Source organism: Shewanella cutis, from assembly GCF_022410515.1.
In the GTDB taxonomy this organism is placed as follows: domain Bacteria; phylum Pseudomonadota; class Gammaproteobacteria; order Enterobacterales; family Shewanellaceae; genus Shewanella; species Shewanella cutis.
This window is the reverse complement of sequence record NZ_JACSDI010000009.1, coordinates 125,836-146,630: the sequence shown is the minus strand read 5'-3', so window position 1 is coordinate 146,630 and position 20,795 is coordinate 125,836. Positions and strand designations below refer to the sequence as shown.

General features: G+C 46.3%; 22 protein-coding genes and 1 pseudogene. 6 read left to right on the top strand and 17 right to left on the bottom strand.

What is annotated here, in order from left to right; all coding sequences use genetic code 11:
• Positions 1 to 179: 179 nt before the first annotated feature.
• From H9J30_RS13570 to rraA, 14 genes and pseudogenes are all read right to left on the bottom strand, one after another.
• Positions 180 to 1,088, bottom strand: a pseudogene (locus H9J30_RS13570) (IS630 family transposase).
• A 37-nt stretch (positions 1,089 to 1,125) separates the two neighbouring features.
• Entirely contained in the window at positions 1,126 to 1,320 is a 195-nt protein-coding gene (locus H9J30_RS21755; RefSeq protein ID WP_427915916.1) for a transposase domain-containing protein, read from the bottom strand.
• A 124-nt stretch (positions 1,321 to 1,444) separates the two neighbouring features.
• Complete coding sequence (hemB, locus tag H9J30_RS13560; RefSeq protein ID WP_037422636.1) at positions 1,445 to 2,455, bottom strand: porphobilinogen synthase; 1,011 nt, start codon at positions 2,453 to 2,455, stop codon at positions 1,445 to 1,447.
• A gap of 9 nt (positions 2,456 to 2,464) precedes the next feature.
• A complete protein-coding gene (locus tag H9J30_RS13555) occupies positions 2,465 to 4,342 on the bottom strand; it encodes a diguanylate cyclase (protein ID WP_240131487.1) in 1,878 nt (625 codons plus the stop codon).
• Positions 4,335 to 5,138 carry a TatD family hydrolase gene (locus H9J30_RS13550; RefSeq protein WP_240131486.1) on the bottom strand — a complete coding sequence of 268 codons (804 nt, stop codon included), beginning with the start codon at positions 5,136 to 5,138 and terminating at the stop codon, positions 4,335 to 4,337. The genes H9J30_RS13555 and H9J30_RS13550 overlap by 8 nt, the downstream gene beginning before the upstream one ends.
• A complete protein-coding gene (locus tag H9J30_RS13545; protein ID WP_240131485.1) occupies positions 5,138 to 5,659 on the bottom strand; it encodes a type VI secretion protein in 522 nt (173 codons plus the stop codon). The genes H9J30_RS13550 and H9J30_RS13545 overlap by 1 nt, the downstream gene beginning before the upstream one ends.
• Positions 5,660 to 5,702: 43 nt before the next feature.
• Positions 5,703 to 6,452: a twin-arginine translocase subunit TatC gene (tatC, locus tag H9J30_RS13540; RefSeq protein WP_240131484.1), complete on the bottom strand. Its 750-nt coding sequence runs from the start codon at positions 6,450 to 6,452 to the stop codon at positions 5,703 to 5,705.
• A gap of 3 nt (positions 6,453 to 6,455) precedes the next feature.
• On the bottom strand, positions 6,456 to 6,905 hold the full coding sequence (gene tatB / locus H9J30_RS13535) for a Sec-independent protein translocase protein TatB (protein ID WP_240131483.1): 450 nt from the start codon (positions 6,903 to 6,905) through the stop codon (positions 6,456 to 6,458).
• A gap of 6 nt (positions 6,906 to 6,911) precedes the next feature.
• Positions 6,912 to 7,178, bottom strand: a complete 267-nt coding sequence (tatA, locus tag H9J30_RS13530; protein ID WP_240131482.1) for a Sec-independent protein translocase subunit TatA — start codon at positions 7,176 to 7,178, stop codon at positions 6,912 to 6,914.
• A gap of 59 nt (positions 7,179 to 7,237) precedes the next feature.
• On the bottom strand, positions 7,238 to 8,887 hold the full coding sequence (gene ubiB / locus H9J30_RS13525) for a ubiquinone biosynthesis regulatory protein kinase UbiB (RefSeq protein WP_240131481.1): 1,650 nt from the start codon (positions 8,885 to 8,887) through the stop codon (positions 7,238 to 7,240).
• A complete protein-coding gene (locus H9J30_RS13520; protein WP_240131480.1) occupies positions 8,884 to 9,504 on the bottom strand; it encodes a ubiquinone biosynthesis accessory factor UbiJ in 621 nt (206 codons plus the stop codon). The genes ubiB and H9J30_RS13520 overlap by 4 nt, the downstream gene beginning before the upstream one ends.
• The gene (ubiE, locus tag H9J30_RS13515; RefSeq protein ID WP_240131479.1) at positions 9,504 to 10,259 is read right to left on the bottom strand and encodes a bifunctional demethylmenaquinone methyltransferase/2-methoxy-6-polyprenyl-1,4-benzoquinol methylase UbiE; all 756 of its coding nucleotides are present in this window, start codon (positions 10,257 to 10,259) and stop codon (positions 9,504 to 9,506) included. Before ubiE ends, H9J30_RS13520 begins: the two co-directional genes overlap by 1 nt.
• A 242-nt stretch (positions 10,260 to 10,501) precedes the next feature.
• On the bottom strand, positions 10,502 to 11,554 hold the full coding sequence (locus tag H9J30_RS13510; RefSeq protein WP_240131478.1) for a formimidoylglutamase: 1,053 nt from the start codon (positions 11,552 to 11,554) through the stop codon (positions 10,502 to 10,504).
• A 129-nt stretch (positions 11,555 to 11,683) separates the two neighbouring features.
• Positions 11,684 to 12,169 (bottom strand): ribonuclease E activity regulator RraA, encoded by a 486-nt coding sequence (rraA, locus tag H9J30_RS13505; RefSeq protein WP_240131477.1) that lies wholly within the window; start codon positions 12,167 to 12,169, stop codon positions 11,684 to 11,686.
• 323 nt (positions 12,170 to 12,492) lie between these two features.
• Between rraA and H9J30_RS13500 the strand changes: the two genes are divergently transcribed.
• From H9J30_RS13500 to H9J30_RS13485, 4 genes are all read left to right on the top strand, one after another.
• Positions 12,493 to 12,741 carry a uroporphyrinogen decarboxylase gene (locus H9J30_RS13500; RefSeq protein ID WP_240131476.1) on the top strand — a complete coding sequence of 83 codons (249 nt, stop codon included), beginning with the start codon at positions 12,493 to 12,495 and terminating at the stop codon, positions 12,739 to 12,741.
• A 324-nt stretch (positions 12,742 to 13,065) separates the two neighbouring features.
• On the top strand, positions 13,066 to 13,578 hold the full coding sequence (locus tag H9J30_RS13495) for a phosphatase PAP2 family protein (RefSeq protein ID WP_240131475.1): 513 nt from the start codon (positions 13,066 to 13,068) through the stop codon (positions 13,576 to 13,578).
• Between the two features lie 55 nt (positions 13,579 to 13,633).
• Entirely contained in the window at positions 13,634 to 14,674 is a 1,041-nt protein-coding gene (locus H9J30_RS13490; RefSeq protein WP_240131474.1) for an MJ1255/VC2487 family glycosyltransferase, read from the top strand.
• A gap of 136 nt (positions 14,675 to 14,810) precedes the next feature.
• Complete coding sequence (locus tag H9J30_RS13485) at positions 14,811 to 16,184, top strand: thioesterase (RefSeq protein ID WP_240131473.1); 1,374 nt, start codon at positions 14,811 to 14,813, stop codon at positions 16,182 to 16,184.
• Positions 16,185 to 16,414: 230 nt separating this feature from the next.
• Here H9J30_RS13485 and H9J30_RS13480 read toward each other — a convergent pair whose 3' ends face one another.
• The 3 genes from H9J30_RS13480 to H9J30_RS13470 all read right to left on the bottom strand — a co-directional run bounded on the left by H9J30_RS13480 (position 16,415) and on the right by H9J30_RS13470 (position 18,722).
• Positions 16,415 to 17,026 carry a DedA family protein gene (locus tag H9J30_RS13480; RefSeq protein WP_240131472.1) on the bottom strand — a complete coding sequence of 204 codons (612 nt, stop codon included), beginning with the start codon at positions 17,024 to 17,026 and terminating at the stop codon, positions 16,415 to 16,417.
• Positions 17,027 to 17,196: 170 nt separating this feature from the next.
• Positions 17,197 to 18,117: a manganese-dependent inorganic pyrophosphatase gene (locus H9J30_RS13475; protein WP_240131471.1), complete on the bottom strand. Its 921-nt coding sequence runs from the start codon at positions 18,115 to 18,117 to the stop codon at positions 17,197 to 17,199.
• 143 nt (positions 18,118 to 18,260) lie between these two features.
• Entirely contained in the window at positions 18,261 to 18,722 is a 462-nt protein-coding gene (locus H9J30_RS13470; RefSeq protein ID WP_240131470.1) for a NanQ anomerase/TabA/YiaL family protein, read from the bottom strand.
• 263 nt (positions 18,723 to 18,985) lie between these two features.
• On the opposite strand from H9J30_RS13470, the gene H9J30_RS13465 reads away from it, so the two are divergent.
• Positions 18,986 to 20,041 (top strand): alpha/beta hydrolase, encoded by a 1,056-nt coding sequence (locus H9J30_RS13465; RefSeq protein ID WP_240131469.1) that lies wholly within the window; start codon positions 18,986 to 18,988, stop codon positions 20,039 to 20,041.
• Between the two features lie 139 nt (positions 20,042 to 20,180).
• Positions 20,181 to 20,756 (top strand): LON peptidase substrate-binding domain-containing protein, encoded by a 576-nt coding sequence (locus H9J30_RS13460; protein ID WP_240131468.1) that lies wholly within the window; start codon positions 20,181 to 20,183, stop codon positions 20,754 to 20,756.
• Positions 20,757 to 20,795: the final 39 nt, after the last annotated feature.

Genomic DNA, 20,795 nt, shown 5'->3' with positions numbered 1-20,795 from the left:
TATCTGCACGGCCTGTCACGCCGGGGGTCGCGGGTTCGAGTCCCGTCCGCTCCGCCAACATAAAGATGAAAGCCTCTACAGCAATGTAGAGGCTTTTTTCGTATTTGCGTCGCTACATCTTTTGCAAGGTTCTCGTCCGAATCAGCTTCGTTAACGCGACGTATTTATACCAATCCGCATTAAAGTTCAGTCACCTTTGCCCATTCCCGAGAGCACATCTTTACCACGCGTTTTGTACAACTGATAAAGCTGTTCCATGCCTGGCTGCAGGCATCCACTCTGTCCTCATATCCTTTAAAACAGCCGCACCGTCCATTACCACGACAGCATGGCGGCCAGGTTTGGTGCGTTTTGCAATCAGCTCCAAGTGCTTGTGCATGATGTCCTTATTAACGAATGGCGTGATGATGGCTTCAGTTTCTCCTGTTGCAGGACAGGCTGCGCCGAAGAGATGCACATATTCAAACTGCTGCTGTCTTAGCGCTCTTGGTCTACTGCCTTCGGGGGCCCAAAGTCGTGTCGTTGTATTTTGCTGGCCGAATCTGGCTTCGTCCTGAAACCCAATATCAATCTGGTGTGGTTGGATATGAATGGGAGCGTGAAGGATCGTTTCCAGAGGAAACTTTTTTAAAAGCGTCCTGTAAGCTCTGAGTTTGTTTTGGATGCCTGGAGCGGCTGGTTATCGAACGCAATCCCATGCTCTTGAGTAGCTTGTAGATGTGATTGGGATGGTACTCGACATTAAACTCACTCGAGATGTATTGCTGGATGTCGGCCCCAGTGAGTCTGCCACCCTCATCTGATTGTGCTTTGAACTCAATGTATCTGGCGAGTCTCCTTTTTTGCTCATTTGACAATGACGGCTTCTTCCCTAGGCGTGGTTTATCTTCAAGTCCTGCCAGTCCTTGCCCAAGATAGCTGGAGACCCATAAGTTGACGCTAGATCTGGCCACCTTCAACTGGCTTGCCACCTGAGTGCGGTTATGGCATTGCAAAAATAGCGATACAGCGAGCAATCGCATGCGCTTATGCGGATTTTTTTCTCTTTTGGAGAGGCTAAGCAGACTTTCAGCAGTTTCAGGTTTCATAATCCAATTTTAAGCTGTTGGGTTGCTTGCTATTAGATCAGACTTCAATGCGGAATGGTATCATCCCAACTACCGTCCACATAACCGCTTCGAGTGGCAGTCTGCGCTTCCTGACTGTCGCAACGCCAGCTTCAGCGATAATCGTAGGGTCGAGAAATGAAGACAGTTGCTCAAACGAACTGAATTTAGTGCTGGCGTTAAATGCAGTATTGAGGGCTTGTTGTAGTTGCATAAAAAAATCCGTTGACCTTACGATCATCGGATTTTGATCCTCTCAGAGCTAATGCCAATCTCTTAACTGATCGGCATTAAGCGTTTAGTTGCTCTTTTTGCATGAGATAGCTTTCTAAATCTGATTATTTAGCTTCTTTTAACCACTGTGCGGCACGTTTTGCGAAGTAGGTAAGGATGCCATCGGCGCCAGCGCGTTTAAAGCATAGTAGCGATTCCATGACGATTGCCTTTTCTGCTAACCAGCCATTTTGGATTGCAGCCATGTGCATGGCATATTCACCACTCACTTGGTAAGCGAAGGTGGGAACTGCTAATTCAGTCTTTACACGGTGAACGATATCGAGATATGGCATGCCAGGTTTTACCATCACCATATCTGCGCCCTCTTGGATATCCAGTGCGACTTCGTGCAGCGCTTCATCGCTATTTGCTGGGTCCATTTGATAGCTATGTTTATTGCCACCTTTTAGGTTGCCTGCTGAGCCAACTGCATCGCGGAATGGGCCATAGTAGCTTGAAGAGTATTTGGCAGAGTATGCCATGATTTGAGTGTTAACATGGCCAGCAGCTTCTAGCGCTTGGCGAATGGCGCCAATGCGGCCGTCCATCATATCCGATGGTGCGACAATGTCTGCGCCCGCTTCAGCATGGGAGAGTGCTTGTTTCACTAAGATCTCTGTGGTGATGTCATTCAGGATATAGCCTGTTTCATCAATAATGCCGTCTTGACCATGGGTCGTGAAAGGATCTAGAGCTACGTCTGTCATAATGCCAAGTTGCGGGAAAGCTTTTTTGAGTTCACGCACTGCGCGTTGCACTAGCGCATCAGCATTGTATGCCTCTTCTGCCATAAGCGACTTTTTCTCGGCAGGCGTAACAGGAAAGAGGGCTATTAAGGGGATACCTAATTCAACTAGCTCTTCTGCTTCTTTTAGCAGTAAGTCGATAGAGTAGCGCTCCACACCTGGCATTGAAGCCACTTTTTCGCTGCGATTGCTGCCTTCGAGCACAAACATTGGATAGATTAAGTCATTCACTGTTAGGTGATTCTCAGCCATCAGGCGACGACTAAAATCATGTTTACGCATGCGGCGCATTCTGCGCTGTGGGAAGGCACTGGTAATGATATTCACATTAGACTCCTAATTAGGTTCTGTTTGTGCTGGCGCATACAATTTTACTTGATTGCGTCCGCTATTTTTTGCTTGGTAGAGGGCTTTGTCTGCTTGCTCTAATAATTCGGTACTGTGTTGTTCATTCATGATAACGTCGGCACTTACGCCAATACTGACGGTGAGTTGAATGGGCTTTCCTTCCCATGTTAGGCCGATACAACTTACTGCATCTCTTATACTTTCAGCGACTTGAAGCGCGCCATCTGCAGTTGTATTGGGCAGAATAATAGCAAACTCTTCTCCGCCAAAACGTGATACTAGATCGGTTGGTCGTTTTAAATGCTGCTGTAAGGTTTGCGCAATGAGCTTTAGTGCTTGATCGCCCGCTAAATGGCCGAATTGATCATTGATGGATTTAAATCGGTCGATATCCAGCATCAATAGGGCAATTGGTGTTTCTTGACGGCGGCTGATGCGGCTCTCTGCCAACAGGCGTTTATCGAAGGCGCTACGGTTTTTGACTCCCGTTAAGCTATCTATGGTGCTTTGTTCGGTAAGCTTTTGATTGACTTCGTGTAACTCGCGTAGCGTGATCTCAAGCTCTAAGGTGCGCTCTTGCACCTTTTGCTCAAGTTTTTCATTTGTCTCGGCCTCAACTTTTAAGGCTTCTTCACGCGCACTACGAATTTTTTGCGCCTGTTTTAGTGCTTCCTGCTGAATGCGTTGTTTAGCTTTACGTTCATCGTTATAGCGAATCGCCAGCACGAGTGACATAAAGATGATTTCGAAGGTTAATCCCAGCATCACAGGTGTCTGCGGTTTGATATTCAGTTCAATAAAACTCAAATACAGTAGGCTACTCAGACACGCCCCTGTTAGCATGCTCACCCAGCCAATAGTATACATTTTGGCTAATTTTTGCCCCCTAACTGCTTGAGTAATAGCGAGTATCATCATAATGATACTGAGTACGGCAACAGAGACGATTTCGATGTAGAGTACGGTGCCATAATGGGTAAAGGGGACTAATAAGCATACTAAGAGGATATAGACTGCACTGTAACGGCACATCAATAGCATGCGGCGATTATAGTATTTCAGTTGTAAGATTTTTTCGGTAAACATCAAGGCAAAGGCCATAACCAAAGGCAGTAACATTGGAACCATCAGTTGCTGCAATGCGGGCCAATTAGGCCAGAGAAATCGAAATGCAAACCCATTAATGGTGGCGACCAAGAGTGTCATGCAAAGAACATAGCCGGAGTAATAACTGTAACTAAATGAACCCGAAGCCAATGCGATAAATAGACTGAAGATCCCGATGGCTGCGAGCACACCAAGCTGAAACCCATGCTCGACTGCAGTTGATTCGGCAATTTGTACCAAATCATTAGCTGACCATAGGTTGAGAGGAACGGCAGAATTACCTTCAGTTTCAATATGCAAATAGAAGGTGTGTTGTTCATTTGCATTGATTTTAAAAGGGTATAGAAAAATATTACTCAGTAGTGGCCGTTGTTGAAAGGGAAGTGTATCCCCCATATAGGTGGTGTTGATGAGTTGGTTACCCACTAAATGATAAAGGGTCACTTTATCTAATAACGGATTGTCGAGGGCGAGAATACGGGAAAGGCTTTCGTCACCACTTTCGATGCTAAATGTCAGCCAAAAATTATGTTGGCTAAGTCGTTGAATATCATCACTGGTAAACTGATGCCATTTTGTTTTTGGGAGTGCTTGAATATCAGCTAATTCACTTGTGGTATTTAGGTGAGTAACCGAAAGCCAAGGTATTAAATTGAGCGGTGTTGGTGTATGGTCATCTATGCTCATTGTGTCAGCATCAATAGCGGATGACATAAAGACGCTGATAAGCAAAACCAGTATGTTGCCTAACTTAGCCATTGTGTTGACTCAGATTAAAGAACGCTAGGCTATTTTGATAGCATTGTTTTGCAAATTCAGCCGGATTTTCACCACGTAGATTGGCTATATACTGAGCGATATAGGGTAAATATTCGGGTTTATTTTTGCTGGATTTGGGTTTAGGCCGCATGCTACGAGGCAGTAGATAAGGGCTATCTGTCTCGATCAATAAACGATCCTTTGGAATAAAGGGCACTAGCTCTGCTAATTCTTGACCGCGTCTTTCATCACAGACCCAGCCTGTAATCCCTAAGTGTAAATCGAGATCGATAAAAGCTTCCATGTGCGCGCGGGTGCCTGTAAAGCAGTGTAATAAAGCGCCGCGAAGATGGGGGCGGTACTCGCTAACGATGCTTAGAAAATCACTATGGGCATCTCGCTCATGCATAAGAACGGGTTTTTGAAGTTCAATCGCCAGTTCTAATTGGGCGATAAATGCTTGGCGCTGAGCGGGGCGGGGTGAAAAGTCCCTGTTATAGTCAAGCCCGCATTCGCCAACGGCAACCACCTGTGGTGCTAGGCATAAATCTGCTTGAATTTGCTTGGAATCTGTTTGCCATAGGCTGGCATGGTGTGGGTGCACACCGGCAGTGCAATAAAGTTGGTTAGGATAGTTTTGGCATAATTGAATAGCTGCCGCGCTTTCGGTTAAATCGCTACCAATAACGATGAGCGGCGAAACCCCTTGGTCCGCCGCTGCTTGTACAATTTGCGCTATGTCTGGTTCGAGTGCGCTGCCAAGCAAGTTGACAGCGATATCTATATAGGAAGACATTATTTTAGGCGCTTTACCCTCACCTTCGCATTGCGATTCTCAGTTCCCATTAAAAATGAGCCTAAGGCCGCTTTCTCGATAAAGACTTTCTCGCCTGCTTTTAAGTTGTATTTACGGCCTTCGGTTTGCTTCCAAACTTGGCCATTGGTGAAAGTGATTTTTAGGGCGCCGTAGGGATCTTCAGCGATAGATTCCACATCAAGATAAATCTTGTCGATGGCATCTTCTTGGGCACGTTTAGCTTCCATACCGAAATTATCTTCGATATTGCTTGCCGCGGCCGTGGGAGATGGAGCTGCAACACCCTGCGCTATAACTGCGGTTGCTACAGTTGCAGATGGTGCCTTCGTATCAGTAGGCACAGAACTTACAACTTGAACGCTGGCCGCTAAATTGTCATAGCAAATTAAACGTTCAAGTTTGTCTGTCATTGCAGCGCATTGAGTTAATTGTTGTTCAATTGCTGCATTGGCTTGTGCCGATACCATGAATATGGCGGCAGTCAGTAGAGTAAAACGCATCCCAGTTCCCTTATTATTATTTTCCTCTAATGCCTTCGAGGCATTAGTTGTTCGTTGATTCTTCTTCGTCGGTCTCGTCATCAGGTTTACTGTAAAAACGAGCCGCAAATAATCCGCCTTCGAACAATATCAGCATTGGCACGGCAAGCATAGTCTGGGAGATAACATCGGGTGGCGTAAGTAGCATGCCCACCACGAATGCGCCGACAATGATATAAGGGCGTTTTTGCTTGAGATCTTCAGGTGATGTGACACCAGCCCAACAGAGTAGGACAACAGCAATGGGGATCTCAAAGGATAGGCCGAATGCAAAAAATAATTTCAGCACAAAGTCGAGGTAACTGCTGATATCGGTTGCGACTTGTACGCCTTCGGGAGCTGTGTTGGCAAAAAAGCCAAACACGACAGGGAATACAATGTAATACGCAAAGGCGATCCCTAAATAAAACAGTACGGTGCTGCTAAAAAGTAGCGGCATGACTAAACGTTTTTCATGCTTATACAAACCAGGCGCAACAAAAGACCAAATTTGATAGAGCACATAGGGGACTGCCACAAAAAATGACAGCACTAATGTCAGTTTGAAAGGGGCGAAGAAAGGCGCGGCGACATCGGTCGCAATCATGCTGCCACCTAAGGGCAAAGACTGCATTAAAGGGATTGCCATGTAATGGTAAATATCATTTGCCCAATACACGCTGCAAATAAATACAATTAAGACACTGGCAATGGATTTAAGCAGCTTGGACCTAAGTTCAAGCAAATGGCTGATAAGTGGCTGCTGTTGCGACATGAATTATCCGTTAGCTTTCGTGTTAGAACGGGGATCCTCGCCCTGAATGGACTCACTTTTGGGGGCGGAAGAAGCCGAAGTAGGGCTCGCCTCTGTAGAAACAGTTTGGCTTGCAGGATTGTGGATCTGGTTATCCTGTGTACTAGTAGTATCTTGCACTTGGTAAGGACGATTCACAGACTGCGCGGCTTGTTTCAACTGCTCGATTGACTCCTGCAGTTCGGGTGAGAGGTTAGATAGGCCTTTACTCTCCGCTTTTTTGAGGTCGGCGTGCAACTGCTCGATCTTTAGCTCTTGCTCAAGTTCTTCTTTGACTGAGTTGGCCATGCGTTTCATCGCGCGGACCCAACTGGTTACTGAACGTACTGCAACCGGTAGACGTTCGGGGCCAAGAACTATTAGCCCCAAAACACCGATCAGCAGCAGCTCCATAAAGCCGATACCGTCAAACATAAAGAGTTACGCCTGTTCTTTGTGAGACTCAGGTTTCTTTTCAGTCGCCTGTTGAGTTGGTTGCGCACTTTGCACTGTTTGTGCTGTTTGCACCGGTTTTGCTGCTTCAGCATCTTCTAACGCCTTTTTATCTTCTTCAGAAGACATGGCGTTTTTGAAGCCCTTAACTGCACCACCTAAGTCACCACCCAAAGAGCGTAATTTCTTAGTTCCAAACAATAAGACAACGATTAACGCGATGATAAGAAGTTGCCAAATACTAATGCCACCCATGAAGGTATCCTCTTAATTGAAAACGGTTCTATTATGAACCTCTGATTAATTAGTGCTAGCTAAAATTTACGATTCTTTGGCCTAGATCGCCATCCGATGAACCACAATACTGCGCCTGAAATCAGGCACACATAAGGACTCAACAGTGTAGCGTCTTGGTTGAACAATAACGTGCCACAGATCAATAAAATTGCAGAAGTGATGAGCAAGTAATTGCTCTTATGTGCTTGCTGCTGATATTTCAGATACTTATCTAGCATTTGTTGCTGAGAACTCAGCAATTTCCTGCCTAATTTAAGGTTGTCGTAAATTAGTTCAGGGAATTCCGGTAGCTTATCAGACCAATATGGCAGTTTTGTGGATACCTTTTTAAACATGGCTTTAGGTCCCACTTGCTCGGCCATCCACTGCTCTAAAAAGGGCTTAGCGGTCTGCCAGAGATCCAACTGCGGGTAAAGCTGACGGCCTAAACCTTCAATATAAAGCAAGGTTTTCTCGAGCAAGACAAGCTGAGGTTGTACGACGATATCAAAGTGTCGAGCAGTGCGGAACAGCTCTAACAACACATGCCCGAAGGAGATTTCATCTAAGGGTTTGTTAAACATCGGTTCACAAACGACCTTGATGGCTTGCTCGAAGGCTTGCAGATCGGTTTTTTCCGATACCCACCCAGATTCAATATATAACTGGGCGATGCGGTGATAGTCGCGATTGAAAAATGCGAGAAAATTTTCCGCGAGATAGCGCTTATCGACCTCGCTGAGCGTGCCCATAATGCCGCAATCAAGGCCAATATAGTAAGGATTGTCGGGATGATCGTGGGAGATAAAAATATTCCCCGGATGCATGTCGGCATGGAAAAAATTATCGCGGAATACTTGGGTAAAAAATAGTTCAACACCGCGCTCGGCCAATAACTTAAAGTTGGTACCTTGCGCTTTAAGGGCGGCGATATCCGATACTGGAATGCCGTAAATCCGCTCCATTACCATTAAACGTGGATAACAAAACTCTTCATACACGTAAGGAATATAGAGCGCATCTGAATCGATAAAGTTATTGCGCAGTTTAATGGCATTTAAGGCTTCAAGCTTAAGATTTAACTCGCCTAAAATGGTGACTCGGTAATCTTCAATCACCTCTGCTGGACGTAAACGATTACCTTCACCAAGGAGATAATCGATAACCTTTGCCGTTTGTGACATTAACAGCAGATCGGCTTGGATTTTGGTTTCCACATTCGGGCGCAGCACCTTTAACACTACCGCCTTGCCGTTGGATTTGAGCGTGGCGGTATGCACTTGCGAAATTGAGGCCGAGGCTAATGGTGTTTCATTAAAGTCATCGAAGAAGGTCTCAATCGGTGCTTTAAGTTCAGCTTCAATTGCAAGCCGCGCGAGTGCGCCATCAAAAGGCGGGACTTTATCCTGCAGCATGGCAAGTTCAGTCGCCCATTCATCACTCAGTAAGTCGCGGCGGGTGGAGAGCATTTGGCCGAGCTTGATATACACTGGGCCAAGCTCTTGCATCGCCAGCTTTAAGCGTTCGCCACCGGATTTATCTTTGTGTTTATTGCGGATCCAAAACAGACTATTGCGGGCGAGTGTAAAGTACCAAGGGGTCATCGTTGGCGGTAAAACATCATCTAACCCATATTGCAGAAGGGTTTTAATTACATGATAACCGCGGCGGATACTGGCAAGGGTCATGGCTTAATTTGGTCTCTTAATTTGGCTATCCGTTGTTCGAGCGTGCGAGTGTCGCTCACTAAATCATCCATTTGATCGCAAAAATGAATGAGCTCAATTCTATGGGGCGCAATGCGGTACTCTTCGATAGCGAGTTGCCCTAAATGCGAGCGAGTTTTACACAATACTTCAAGTGCAAAACTTTTTGCCTGATGGCCAGTGCTGATGAGCTTGTGAGTGGGGCCGTCGCCTAAATAACGTGAAATGGGCTCAGCAAAATCAAACTCTATGCTGCGTAGATACTGGCTAAAGCTTTGTAGTAAATTCAGATCACCTTCGAGCTTGAGCTTATCTTGCTTGACAAGTTCAGTCAGGTTGGCGCCTTCGGACACACGATAAAGCGTGGTTGCATCTGCATGAAGGCTGACATCAACATCGCCTTCATAACGACTGAGTACTTGGATCTCTTTGGCAAAGATTAAGTAAATTGGCCAGCTAAGTTGGGTTAATTGAATACGAAATACTTTGCCATGTAACTGGCGCTGGCGTGCATAGGTGTCGCCCGCTTGGGTCTGAAGTTGTTTCAGACCCGTCTCAATGGCGGCGCAGGCAAGTAACACCACTTCTTGCGGCATCATTAGAATTTATAACCGCGGTGTAGGGCGACAATGCCATCGGTCATATTGGTGTAATCGACCTGTTCGAAGCCTGCATCTACCATCATTTGCTTAAGGGTGTCTTGGTCTGGGTGCATACGAATTGATTCGGCCAAGTACTCATAGCTGTCAGCATCTTTAGTGATGAGTTGGCCCATCTTAGGTAAGACTTTGAAGCTATATAAATCATACACTTTACGCATGACTTCATGCTGAGGCTTAGAGAACTCTAACACCAATAACTTGCCGCCTGGCTTAAGTACGCGGTTCATGGAGCGAAGGGCTGCGTCTTTATCGGTCACATTACGTAGGCCAAAGGCGATAGTGATGATATCGAAATGGTTATCGGGGAAGGGCAACGCTTCAGCATTGGCTTGCACATAGCTGACATTGTTGACTATGCCCTTGTCGCGTAGCTTAGTGCGGCCGACTTTTAGCATAGAGTCATTGATATCCGCTAACACGACTTCGCCTTTATCTCCCACTAAATGAGAGAATTTAGCGGTTAAATCGCCAGTGCCACCCGCAAGGTCAAGCACCTTCATACCTGGGCGAGCGCCAGACACTTCAATCGTGTAACGCTTCCAAAAACGATGAATACCGAAGGACATAACGTCGTTCATGATATCGTACTTGGCGGCAACCGAATGAAACACGCCAGCAACGAGATCGGCCTTTTTATCCGCCTCTACGGTTTTATAACCAAAGTGGGTACTTTTAGATTCGCCCTCAGACATCAATGTATTCCTATTATTTTGCAAAGTATTAGCGGCGAGTGTAAGCCATAGCCTGCATTTGCTGAATCTTTGATCTATCACTCTGTGATCGAGCTAGTAAACTCTCCTCAAGGCGTAAGCTTGAGGCGCTTGGCTTTTGCCATTGTTTAATGCGTCGAACCCGATAAAATGGATTGGCATTAGACCACAATATCAGGATTTGGTGAATAGCTTCGCGTCCACAAGGACGCAAGCGAGACATGCTATTGAGCTAAAAATTGGCGCCGAGCCTGTACATAGGCATAAATTAACTCACTGATATTCTGACCTACATCCCTAAAGCCCGCCTCTATGCTTGCTTCATGGCAACTAGGAGCTGCTTCGGCTAAATGTAAATAAGCACAGGGACAACGGCTGGCAATACAACTGATGTAGTGCGCGGCATCCAGCAGCGGAATGCCCGCTGCAGTAGAGGCGCTACTTGGCATTTTGGCAATGGCATCGACATCCAGTTCTAATGCTACAGGGAGTGTGGTTTGATTGAGTTTGTCGGCTATATCCTGCAGCGCCTGTGTGAGGCTTATCTCACGGCGGATCCAAATTTGTTGCAGACTATGCCAAGTGCCACCAAATTCGGTGAGTTGTTGTAAATTAGCCTCACTGTTTTTGAGCTCGTGTAAACCGAGCACATGGTAATAACCCAGCGCACCGCGATCGGCGGCGTAACTAAAGCCATTACCGCTGTGACGCCCTTCGAGTAGGCGAAAATCGCTGTGAGGATCCAGATTCACCGCTGCAACTTGGCGTTGATAATGGGCTGAGGTCGCCATTAATAGTCCATAGGCATTATTGTGGCCGCCACCAATGAGTATCGGTTCGAGTCCTGCGTCTAAAATTGCGCGAACGATGTTAATCACTCGCTCATCTAATTGCTCTACCGCGGCACGTAAAGTCGTTAAGCTCGCGCCTTCATCGGTTTTAACCTGTAATTGCAAATCAGCGGTATGCACTTGCCCTAAAATGAGGCATTCGGCACCCGAAAGAAAACGATTCGATTGGAAGTTCAGCCATTGACGCATGCTGGTGGTAAAGGCGTCATTAGCGCCTCCTCGCCCTAAATTGGCTCGTGGGCCGATATCTTCGCCTACTCCAACAATGGCAAATTGGGCACCATGGGCTTTGGCGGTAGCAAGTATCGATTCTAATGAATGTTCACCATTGGCCAAATGCACACATTGGCCTATTTTAGTTTCACCTGCTCGAGGGCTGACGAGACTGGCAACATCGGCTTGGGTAAATGGGATAAATTCAGACATAGATTAGTGTTCTTATTGGTAGGGACGGCAATATTGTGGCGCACACTTGGGCGAATATTCAATGGTATTTCGCGACGTTAGCCAATAAAAAAGCCAGCTTAGCTGGCTTTCTTGTCTGGGAATTTGTCATTACTCAATGTCGAGTGGTTCAGGCGATAAAATGATGCCCGTGTTGTCGGCATAGATATGATCACCGGGGAGGAAGGTCACGCCGCCAAAGTTGACGGGGATATCGACTTCACCCACTGAATTGCCATCAGCGCCCACAGGAATAGAGGCAAGGGCTTGAATGCCGATATCTAATTCTTCCAGTGCATCCACATCGCGTACTGAACCGTAAACGATAATGCCTTCCCAGTTGTTGCTAACCGCAAGCTCTGCGATAGCGCCATCGATAAGCGCACGGCGTAATGAGCCGCCCCCATCGACGAGTAGGACTTTACCTTGGCCGTCTTCTTGTAAGACATCGGTGATTAGGCCGTTGTCTTCAAAGCACTTAATGGTGCTGATAGAACCGCCAAAAGAGCTACAACCACCGTAGTTACTGAACATGGGCTCGACTACATCTACGACATCTAAGTACATGTCACATAGTTCTGAGGTGTTGTATTCCATATTTACACTCCTATTGATCCGCGTTGCGTACAGTTTAGCGAGTTTACGCCAGTATAAAAGGGATTCCTGAAAAGAAAAGTGTTATCAATCACGGTATTGTTGCACTTGGACGTTAACACTTATGTTGTAAACTTTCGTCACTTAACAGGTGTTTATCCTCAAAACTTGATATTGGTCATTAAATAACGGTTTTTTATTACAACTCTGTTGCGTGTTTTGGTATTATATCTCAAGTTTAAATTAACTTACTTAACTTAATTTGCTTTAGGGGCAAGGACCCCCCGTTACGCTTATGGACGGCAGAGGGCCTTCGAGAGGTGCCTATGGAAGCTGTAAATACGATTGAAATTATTGGTTATTTTGCCTCTGTGATGGTGGCGATTTCACTCATGATGAAAAATATCATCTGGTTAAGATGGTTAAACTTTGTCGGTTGTACCCTGTTTGTTATCTACGGTGTATTCATTTCTGCTTGGCCAGTTGCGGGTATGAATGCCTTTGTTGCCTGTATCAATATTTACCATTTGACGAAAATTTACCGTGCCAAAGCACAGGAACAAGCCGTCGCTTGAAATTTATCTTAAGGTGTTGCCCGAGCTACAACGAGGGCAACACTGTTTTACCCTCTTCATTTGGCTTTATGCCCCTCAAAAAATCACTCTTGTCATAAAACTTTAGGCCTGATGTCACGTTGCCGTCATCGAGAGTTCTTAGTCTCAAAGTAACACTGAGTACTTAAGCGATATCTGTTTGAGTCAATCTAGGTTTTAGCATGAAGTTCTATCGTGAAATAGTTGTCTGATCTTGTGAGTAAAAAGACGCTAAAGGCTGTCGAGAGAATGCACTAGTTAACATCGCCATGATACTCGCTGGCATGCCAGCAAGGAGCTTGTTTTATGTTGAGTTACATTGCGGACTTAGATAAGCGAATGTTTTATCGCATTGTTGCTTTCACCCAGCGTCACGGCTTTTATGATTGGGCAAAGCGGATATCGGCAACTGGTGATGGGCATGTGTATTTGTATCTCTCCGTGGGGTTGATGTTGACTCATTCGCAGGGACAGAGCTTATTTAACCTACTGTTGGCGAGTTTTTTGATCGAGTTGCCACTGTATTTGTTGCTGAAAAATAGTATCCGTCGCACTCGGCCGTGTCACGCATTGGTTGGGTTTGAAAACAGCTTTGAACCTTCAGATCGTTTTAGCTTACCCTCGGGACATACCGCTGCCGCCTTTGTCATGGCCGCGAGTGTGGTGCAGGTTTATCCTATTGCGACTCCTTTTGCTTACGCTTGGGCACTCAGTATTGGTGGTTCGCGAATCGCCCTTGGGGTGCATTATCCCTTAGATATTGCCGCGGGTGCTCTGTTAGGTACGGGGGCAGTTTTACTCGTACATCCAGTGATTTAGCTCTCAACCTCCCATTCGTTGGAATTCAATTTCATTTACAGTTGAAGGATAAGTAATGCGCATACTCTACGGAGTTCAAGGCACAGGGAATGGCCACTTAAGCCGTGCTCGGGTGATGGCAAAGGCCTTAGTTGAGCACAATATTCATGTCGATTTTTTGTTTTCAGGCCGTAAACCCGAACATTTTTTTGATATGGAGTGTTTTGGTGATTATCGCGTTCAGGCGGGGATGACCTTTGCTACGCACTCTGGGCGAGTCAATGTGTCACAAACGGTGAAGCAGAATTTTTCATTGTCTTTGCTTAAGGATATCCAAGCCCTCGATCTAAGTTACTATGACCTAGTACTAAATGATTTTGAACCCGTATCCGCTTGGGCGGCGAGGCGTCAAGGTGTGCCCTCCATCGGTATTAGCCACCAAGCTGCATTGACTCATCCTGTGCCTAAATTGGGGAGCACTTGGTTTAATGAATTACTGCTTAACTATTTTGCCCCAGTGGATGTGGCTTTAGGTTGTCATTGGCATCATTTTGGGTTTCCGATCTTACCTCCCTTTGTGGAGGTGGACGCGAGCCCCATTGAGCATACCCATCAAATTCTGGTTTATTTACCCTTTGAAGATGCGGATGTGATTGCCGAATTTTTTAAACCTTTTAGGGATTATCAATTTTTGGTGTATCACGCCAAGCAGCCGACGGAAGCTATTGCCGAGCATATTCAATGGTATGGTTTTAATCGCGATGGGTTTAAACAACACTTGGCGACTTGTGGTGGTGTAATCGGTAATGCGGGATTTGAGCTTGCCAGTGAAGCCCTAACATTAGGTAAAAAATTATTGGTAAAGCCATTGATTGGCCAATTTGAGCAGCTATCGAATGTTGCGGCACTGCAATTATTAGGCGCAGGCGATAGCATGATGAGCCTAGATACGAATGTGGTTAAGCGTTGGCTTAAGGCGGCATCACCAAATCCGATTGCTTATCCTCAAGTGGGAAATGCTTTAGTAAAGTGGATTTGCAGTGGTCAGTGGCAACATACAGAGACCTTATGCCATGACCTTTGGAACCAAGTTAAGCTTCCCGATACTTGGCGTTAATTTGAGATGGACATAGCGATAAAAGGCCATTTCTGCTCTAGCTGGGACGGTAGGGTTCGCGTATAATTTGGCCAATTTTTGCTGTGAGCCCTTGCAGCATGTCTCTATTGGCCTAGCCAGAATTTAGTTGTCATCAATGAGCCTTAAGAAGTTTACTCAGTACAAGTTACTGTTTTTAATGTTGTTGTCCCTCGGTATTTTGCTTCCTTTTATTCCTGATCAAGCCTATCACATGCCCAGCCCTGATATTGCTAAGCAAAATCTGCATGTGATTGAATTTAATGATCAAGGTCAGCCCCACAACGATGGACAATGGCAAGGGCTTAAGGCACGCATTTTACAACCCAATAATGGCACCGCGCCTGAGTTGCTGATTTTTGTTCATGGCTGGCACCATAGTGCAAATCCTAAGGATGAAAACTTTGTCGCGTTTGAACAGTTTTATCAGCAGATGGCGGCCTCCGACTCCCAGCGTAACCTATTGGGTTTATACATAGGTTGGCGTGGGGATAAGTACGATCCCTTCTGGCTTGATGGCTCGGATGATGCCACCAGTTGGATTGAACCGTTGGATTTTCCCACTATTTTGCAGCGTAAAGCCGTGGCTAAGCGTATTGGTAAAACTGGTTTATCGCAGTTACTGGATAAATTGGATGGACTGGTCGCTGAGCAGCAACTACTGCGTTATACCGTAATAGGTCATAGCCTTGGTGGCTTAGTGGTGTTGCATGCCAGTAAAGATAGAATTAAATCAGCGATTGACAATGAGCAAGATAACCCGAATCTTTTCTTACTGTTAAACCCAGCTGCGCCCGCGCAGGATTTTAAGCCGCTTGATACTTTGATGAGCTTGGATAGGCAAAAGCCGAGTATGGTGGTGTTGCAATCCAAGGGCGATTTTGCGGTAAAAGAGGCGTTTAATTACATTAAAGATGGCGAGCGGGCACTGGGGAACTCTTGGGCAATTACCCATGATATTGATAAATGCTCTGGCGGCAACTGCGAAACACCGATGAAAATGCCGTCAGCACTGATGGCTCACGATCAGCTTCCCGGTTGTATGATGACGTTGCCGCATTCTGGCTGGAAAATTCGTGCGCGCTTACAGGCTCGGCGCAGCGTACAAACCTGTGCAGATGCCAATATGCAGGCGGTTTGGGTACTGGCGGTATCGGATGAAATTGTCTCTGGCCATAATGGCATCTTAACGCCTGATCATGGCAAAGCGTTGTCGGAAGTGATGGGCATGATTGATTTATATCGAAATCAACTCCCTAAACATGCCGTTGAAAGCCCTGCCAATGAAGATTTAGCCACGTTGGTGCCAGAGCCAGAAGCTGTAAGCAACACCGATACCCAAACGAGTATGTCGGCTGAGCCTGTGGTGATTGTCGAGCCCGCTTCTGAAGCTGAAAATCAACCACAGCAACAAGAGGATCCTGCGCCGATGAAGACTGAGCCAGCCATAGCGCAGCCAGAGTCAGAAGGTGCAAAGAAAGATTCGCTATAGGCTATCTAGCAGCAGTAAGTGAAGCGCTTAGGGTTACCGAGCAAGAGATAAAACCGCAGGTTAGTGTGCCTGCGGTTCATGCCAAATCGGCAATTCAGGCCAATTTAGCTAACGAGTACCAGCCGATAGACGGAACTTCGCCTCAACCTAACGTTGAGAAGGCGTTACTCATTGCCACAATTTAATTGCCGCAATCACGGCGATAAAATTAGCGGGTTAAAACAAGAGCTTTATTGATTTTTCACTTGCCATTTGCGCCAAGTAAAGAGAAGTAGCGCCATCAGCATCAGGCTAACGATTGCCCATGTAGGGTATTTATGCTGATGATAAAACGCGAGTATTGGTGCGATTTCATCGCGGATTAACACGGGACCTAAACCAAATAGACTCACCCAGATGCTGGTGGCGAGCAGATTGCCCATCACGAATTTTCTAAAGGGCATTTTGGCTAGACCGCAGCCAATAAACATAAATTGTTTAAGCCCTTCGACAAAACGACTGAGCACTAGCGCGGCGATACCATATTGGCCAATGACAGCGTGAATTTTGTCTTCCACCTTAGGTTTGATCCAGCCCTTTTTTAACAACACGTCACCGAATCGGCGCCCGATAACGTAGCCCAATGTGTTGCCGCATAAGGCTGCAAAGGTGGCGACCAGCAACACTAATGACAGTGACATTTGCCCCGTAGCCGCCAGCAAACTGGCAACGATCAATAAGGATTGCCCAGGTGCGGGAATGCCAAATCCCTCGACGGCAATGGCGATAAACAGCAGCAGATAGCCGTATTGCTGCAACCAAGGGGTCATTTCGGTAATAAGGTGTTGTAAAGCTTCTGGCATGATGAAAACAGGGAGCGGGAATGAGTCATTCCATCATACTCGGCACTGCCAAATTTAGGGTAGCTTTATGAGCAAAGTTTCATGCTGATTTTATGGAATGGAGCATATCGAAGGCACAAAAAAGCCGAACTGAGTTCGGCTTTTTTGTGGATTTACGACTTAATTGATGATTAAGCGAAAGCGGCTTGCAGTTGTGGTACCACTTGTTTCTTACGGCTTAATACGCCATCTAACCACACTTTGCCATCGACAGGAGTTTTACCGTAGGCACGGTTAACCAGTTCGGCATCATCCGAAACCACTAACAGCTCTGAGCCTTCTTTCATGATGTCGGTCAGCAGTAACAGTACGCTGTGGCGGTTGCCTTCAACTTTCAGTGCTTTGATATCGGCTTCTAGTTCGGCTTTGATTGCATCAAAGACTGACAAATCAATCACTTCTAACTGGCCGATACCGACTAAGTTACCGTTCATGTTGAAGTCTTTGAAATCGCGCATCACGAGATCGCGTGCTGGTGTGCCTTCAACGGCAGACTTCACTTTGAACATTTCCATGCCCAGTGCTTTAAAGTCTTCGATGCCAGCGATTTCGGCTAAGGCTTCAACGCAGCGAATGTCAGCAGTGGTGCAGGTGGGCGATTTGAAGATCACAGTGTCGCTCAGGATGGCGCACATCATAATACCAGCGATGTTTTTAGGGATGGCGACTTGGTGGAAGTCATACATCATTTTGATCACTGTGTTGCTGCAACCAACTGGGCGGATCCAGCACTCTAATGGCGTATCAGTGGTCAGATCGCCAAGTTTGTGATGATCCACAATACCCACGATAGTCGCTTTGGCGATATCGTCCGGCGCTTGAGTTAGTTCAGAGTGGTCAACAATGTAAACCTGCTCGCCTGCATAACTGGTTTTGTAATCTGGTGCTTCAAAGCCAAAACGCTCTAGAATGAAAGCGGTTTCGGGTGATAACTCACCTAAACGTGCGGCAACGGCTTCTTCACCGATTTGGTTTTTTAAATAAGCTAACGCGATAGCACCACAGATTGAATCAGAATCGGGGATTTTGTGACCGACAACGTACATAGGCATTTCAGGGACTCTCCTTTAAATTTGTGCCAATTTTAACAATATTTCGCCCGATTCGGAAATAGCCAAAGCGCATATCACTGCGCCTTTAAGTGGCTATTCCACTCAACATCGACCTCAGGCATGAAGCATGATTACATCTAGTTTTAGATTTTCACTTTTATCACGACTTTACGCACGGCTGTCGGTGTATCACTCGTGCCGGGCATATGCATGTCGCCGGGGAAAAATAATGCGAACATGCCAGCCTTTAGTTGAATGTAAGAGGCATTTTCTTTGTTGGACTCGTAATCAAATTCAGCGTAGTCGTGTTTATCGAAATAAGGCTTTGACGGGGTTTGGTCAGCTAGTGGCAGATAACCAAATTCTTCTTCGCCGCTGACCACATACTGCACATCAATGTATTTTTGATGTACTTCAAAGGGTTCGGTTGATTGTGGCTTGGTTTGGTAATCATTGACGATCACGAAAATATTATCGCCATCGAGAGGGTAATTTCCAACGGGCAGTTGGCTAAAATCCGTGGTGGCTAAGTGTGCTAATGCTGTGGCAATACGTGGGCTGAGTGATTGATAAATATGGCGATTAGCTAAGGTATCGACAATCATGGGGTACTCGATAGCGCAGATAAAGTTAAATTGTAAAGATTATAATCAGATCATTGCTGTTAGGACATAAGCTTTAGACATAAAAAATGGCCATTAATGGCATCTGTGCGGTATTGCACTGAGTTACAGCCAAGTAATATGTTCAATACGATTTATTGCGCTATTGGAATTGTCTTAAATCGACGGCAACAACCAACGCTTATCGATACGATAACTGTTGGCGCATAAACCGCAAGTTTGGCACCATTTTAAGGAGTTTAGTTTTGCCTGCACTACGCTTTCTTGCTGGCCCTACGGCCTTTAATGTTATTAGGGAACGGGGTCTTCATCCTGATGTTTTTACACAATTATTGGCGGCATCCGGTGGGCCAAAATGGTTAGGAATTGCGGGGCTTGATAAGTATCTCTTCACGGAATTTTTTAAGCAGCGTAATACACCGCTTTATACCTTAGGGGCTTCGTCCGGAGCCTGGCGTTTAGCCTGTTTAGCGCAGCAGGATCCACGACAAGCCTACAGGCGTTTAGAGGATTACTATATTGGCCAGCAGTATGAAACTGTACCCACTCCGCAGGAGGTCAGCGAGCAGGTAAAGGGCATAGTCCGAGGTATCCTTGGCGAGACGGGTGGTCGCGAGATAGTGAACCATCCCTTAATTCATAGTCACTTAATTGCGTGTCGGGCTAAACACATCAATCGTTTTAGCCATAAAGCCCCCTTGGCAGCTGGGCTAGCGATGGCGGCTGCTACTAACCTTATTAGCCGTAAAACCTTAGGTTGGCATTTCGAGCGGGTGGTTTTTAGTCAGCAAGTTGCAGCATCGCCCTTTAGACAACTTGCGGATTTACCCAGCCAGCAGGCGCAGCTCACCGAAGCCAATATGGACTCTGTGATGTTAGCGACAGGGTCGATTCCATTAGTGCTTGCACCCGTATCTCAGATTGAGGGTGTTGCCTCAGGGCAATACTATGATGGTGGCATCACCGACTATCACTTCGATTTGCCCTTATCCCATGCGACAGGCTTAACTTTGTACCCGCATTTTTATCCCCATATGAGCCCCGGGTGGTTCGATAAGTCCTTAAACTGGCGCCGTGCTCGCTCCAATTACCATAACGCCTTGGTATTGGCACCTTCAGCGGAATTTGTGGCTTCGCTACCCTTTGGTAAAGTACCCGACCGTGAAGACTTTAAGCAATTGGATACGTCGCAGAGGATGCAGTATTGGCGCCGTTCTGTTGCCTTGAGCGAGCGCCTTGCCGATGAGTTTTCCGAAGTGTTTGCCAAAGGAAATATTGCCGCACGCTTAGCGCCGTTGTAGGGCTTCAGCGGCAAGCAAGTCCAAATTCTTTTTTGCTGTCAGCGACTTTAGGAAGGAAATTATTTCTCCTGCTACACTCTAAATTAATAAATGGCGGCTAATTTTTGAGCACACTCTTCTACCTGTGCAGGAGGTTGCTATGCAAACACGAGAAATGGCGTTAATCATACGCGATGCCTTGTTGCTGCCACAGGGAAGGATTGAAGTTCGCTTGGTCGATCCGGGTCAATTACGCATGGTCGCGGATGTCTTAAAAGGCAAATACCATTTAGCCTTTGCGGCGATGAAGCCCAGCGGTACTCCGCCCTGTTATCCCACTGCGACACAATGTGAGATTATCGATTTTAATCAGTTAGAGGATGATACTCTCAGCATAGTGTTAGAGGGGCAACAAAGAGTCAGCATTCTTTCTGCTGCACAAGCGAAAGATAAGTTATGGATGTCCCGCACTTTGCCCTGCCAAAATTGGCAGGAAGAACCGATAAAAGGGGAGTTCGAGCTGATCAGTGCAGCCCTAGAGCAATTCTATGAGGTGAACCCAGACTTGCTGGAGCTGTATTCTCAAGTTCATTTAGAGGATGCGGCTTGGGTGAGCCAGCGTTGGTTAGAAGTGCTGCCCATGTATAACCGCGATAAGCTGGTGCTAGTGAATCAACCTGACTGCCACAAAACCATGGACTTTGTTTTACAACTCATCAAGTCCCATGTGGACTGAAAAACCACACCGAGGCTAAAATAGCGGCTCACTATTGCC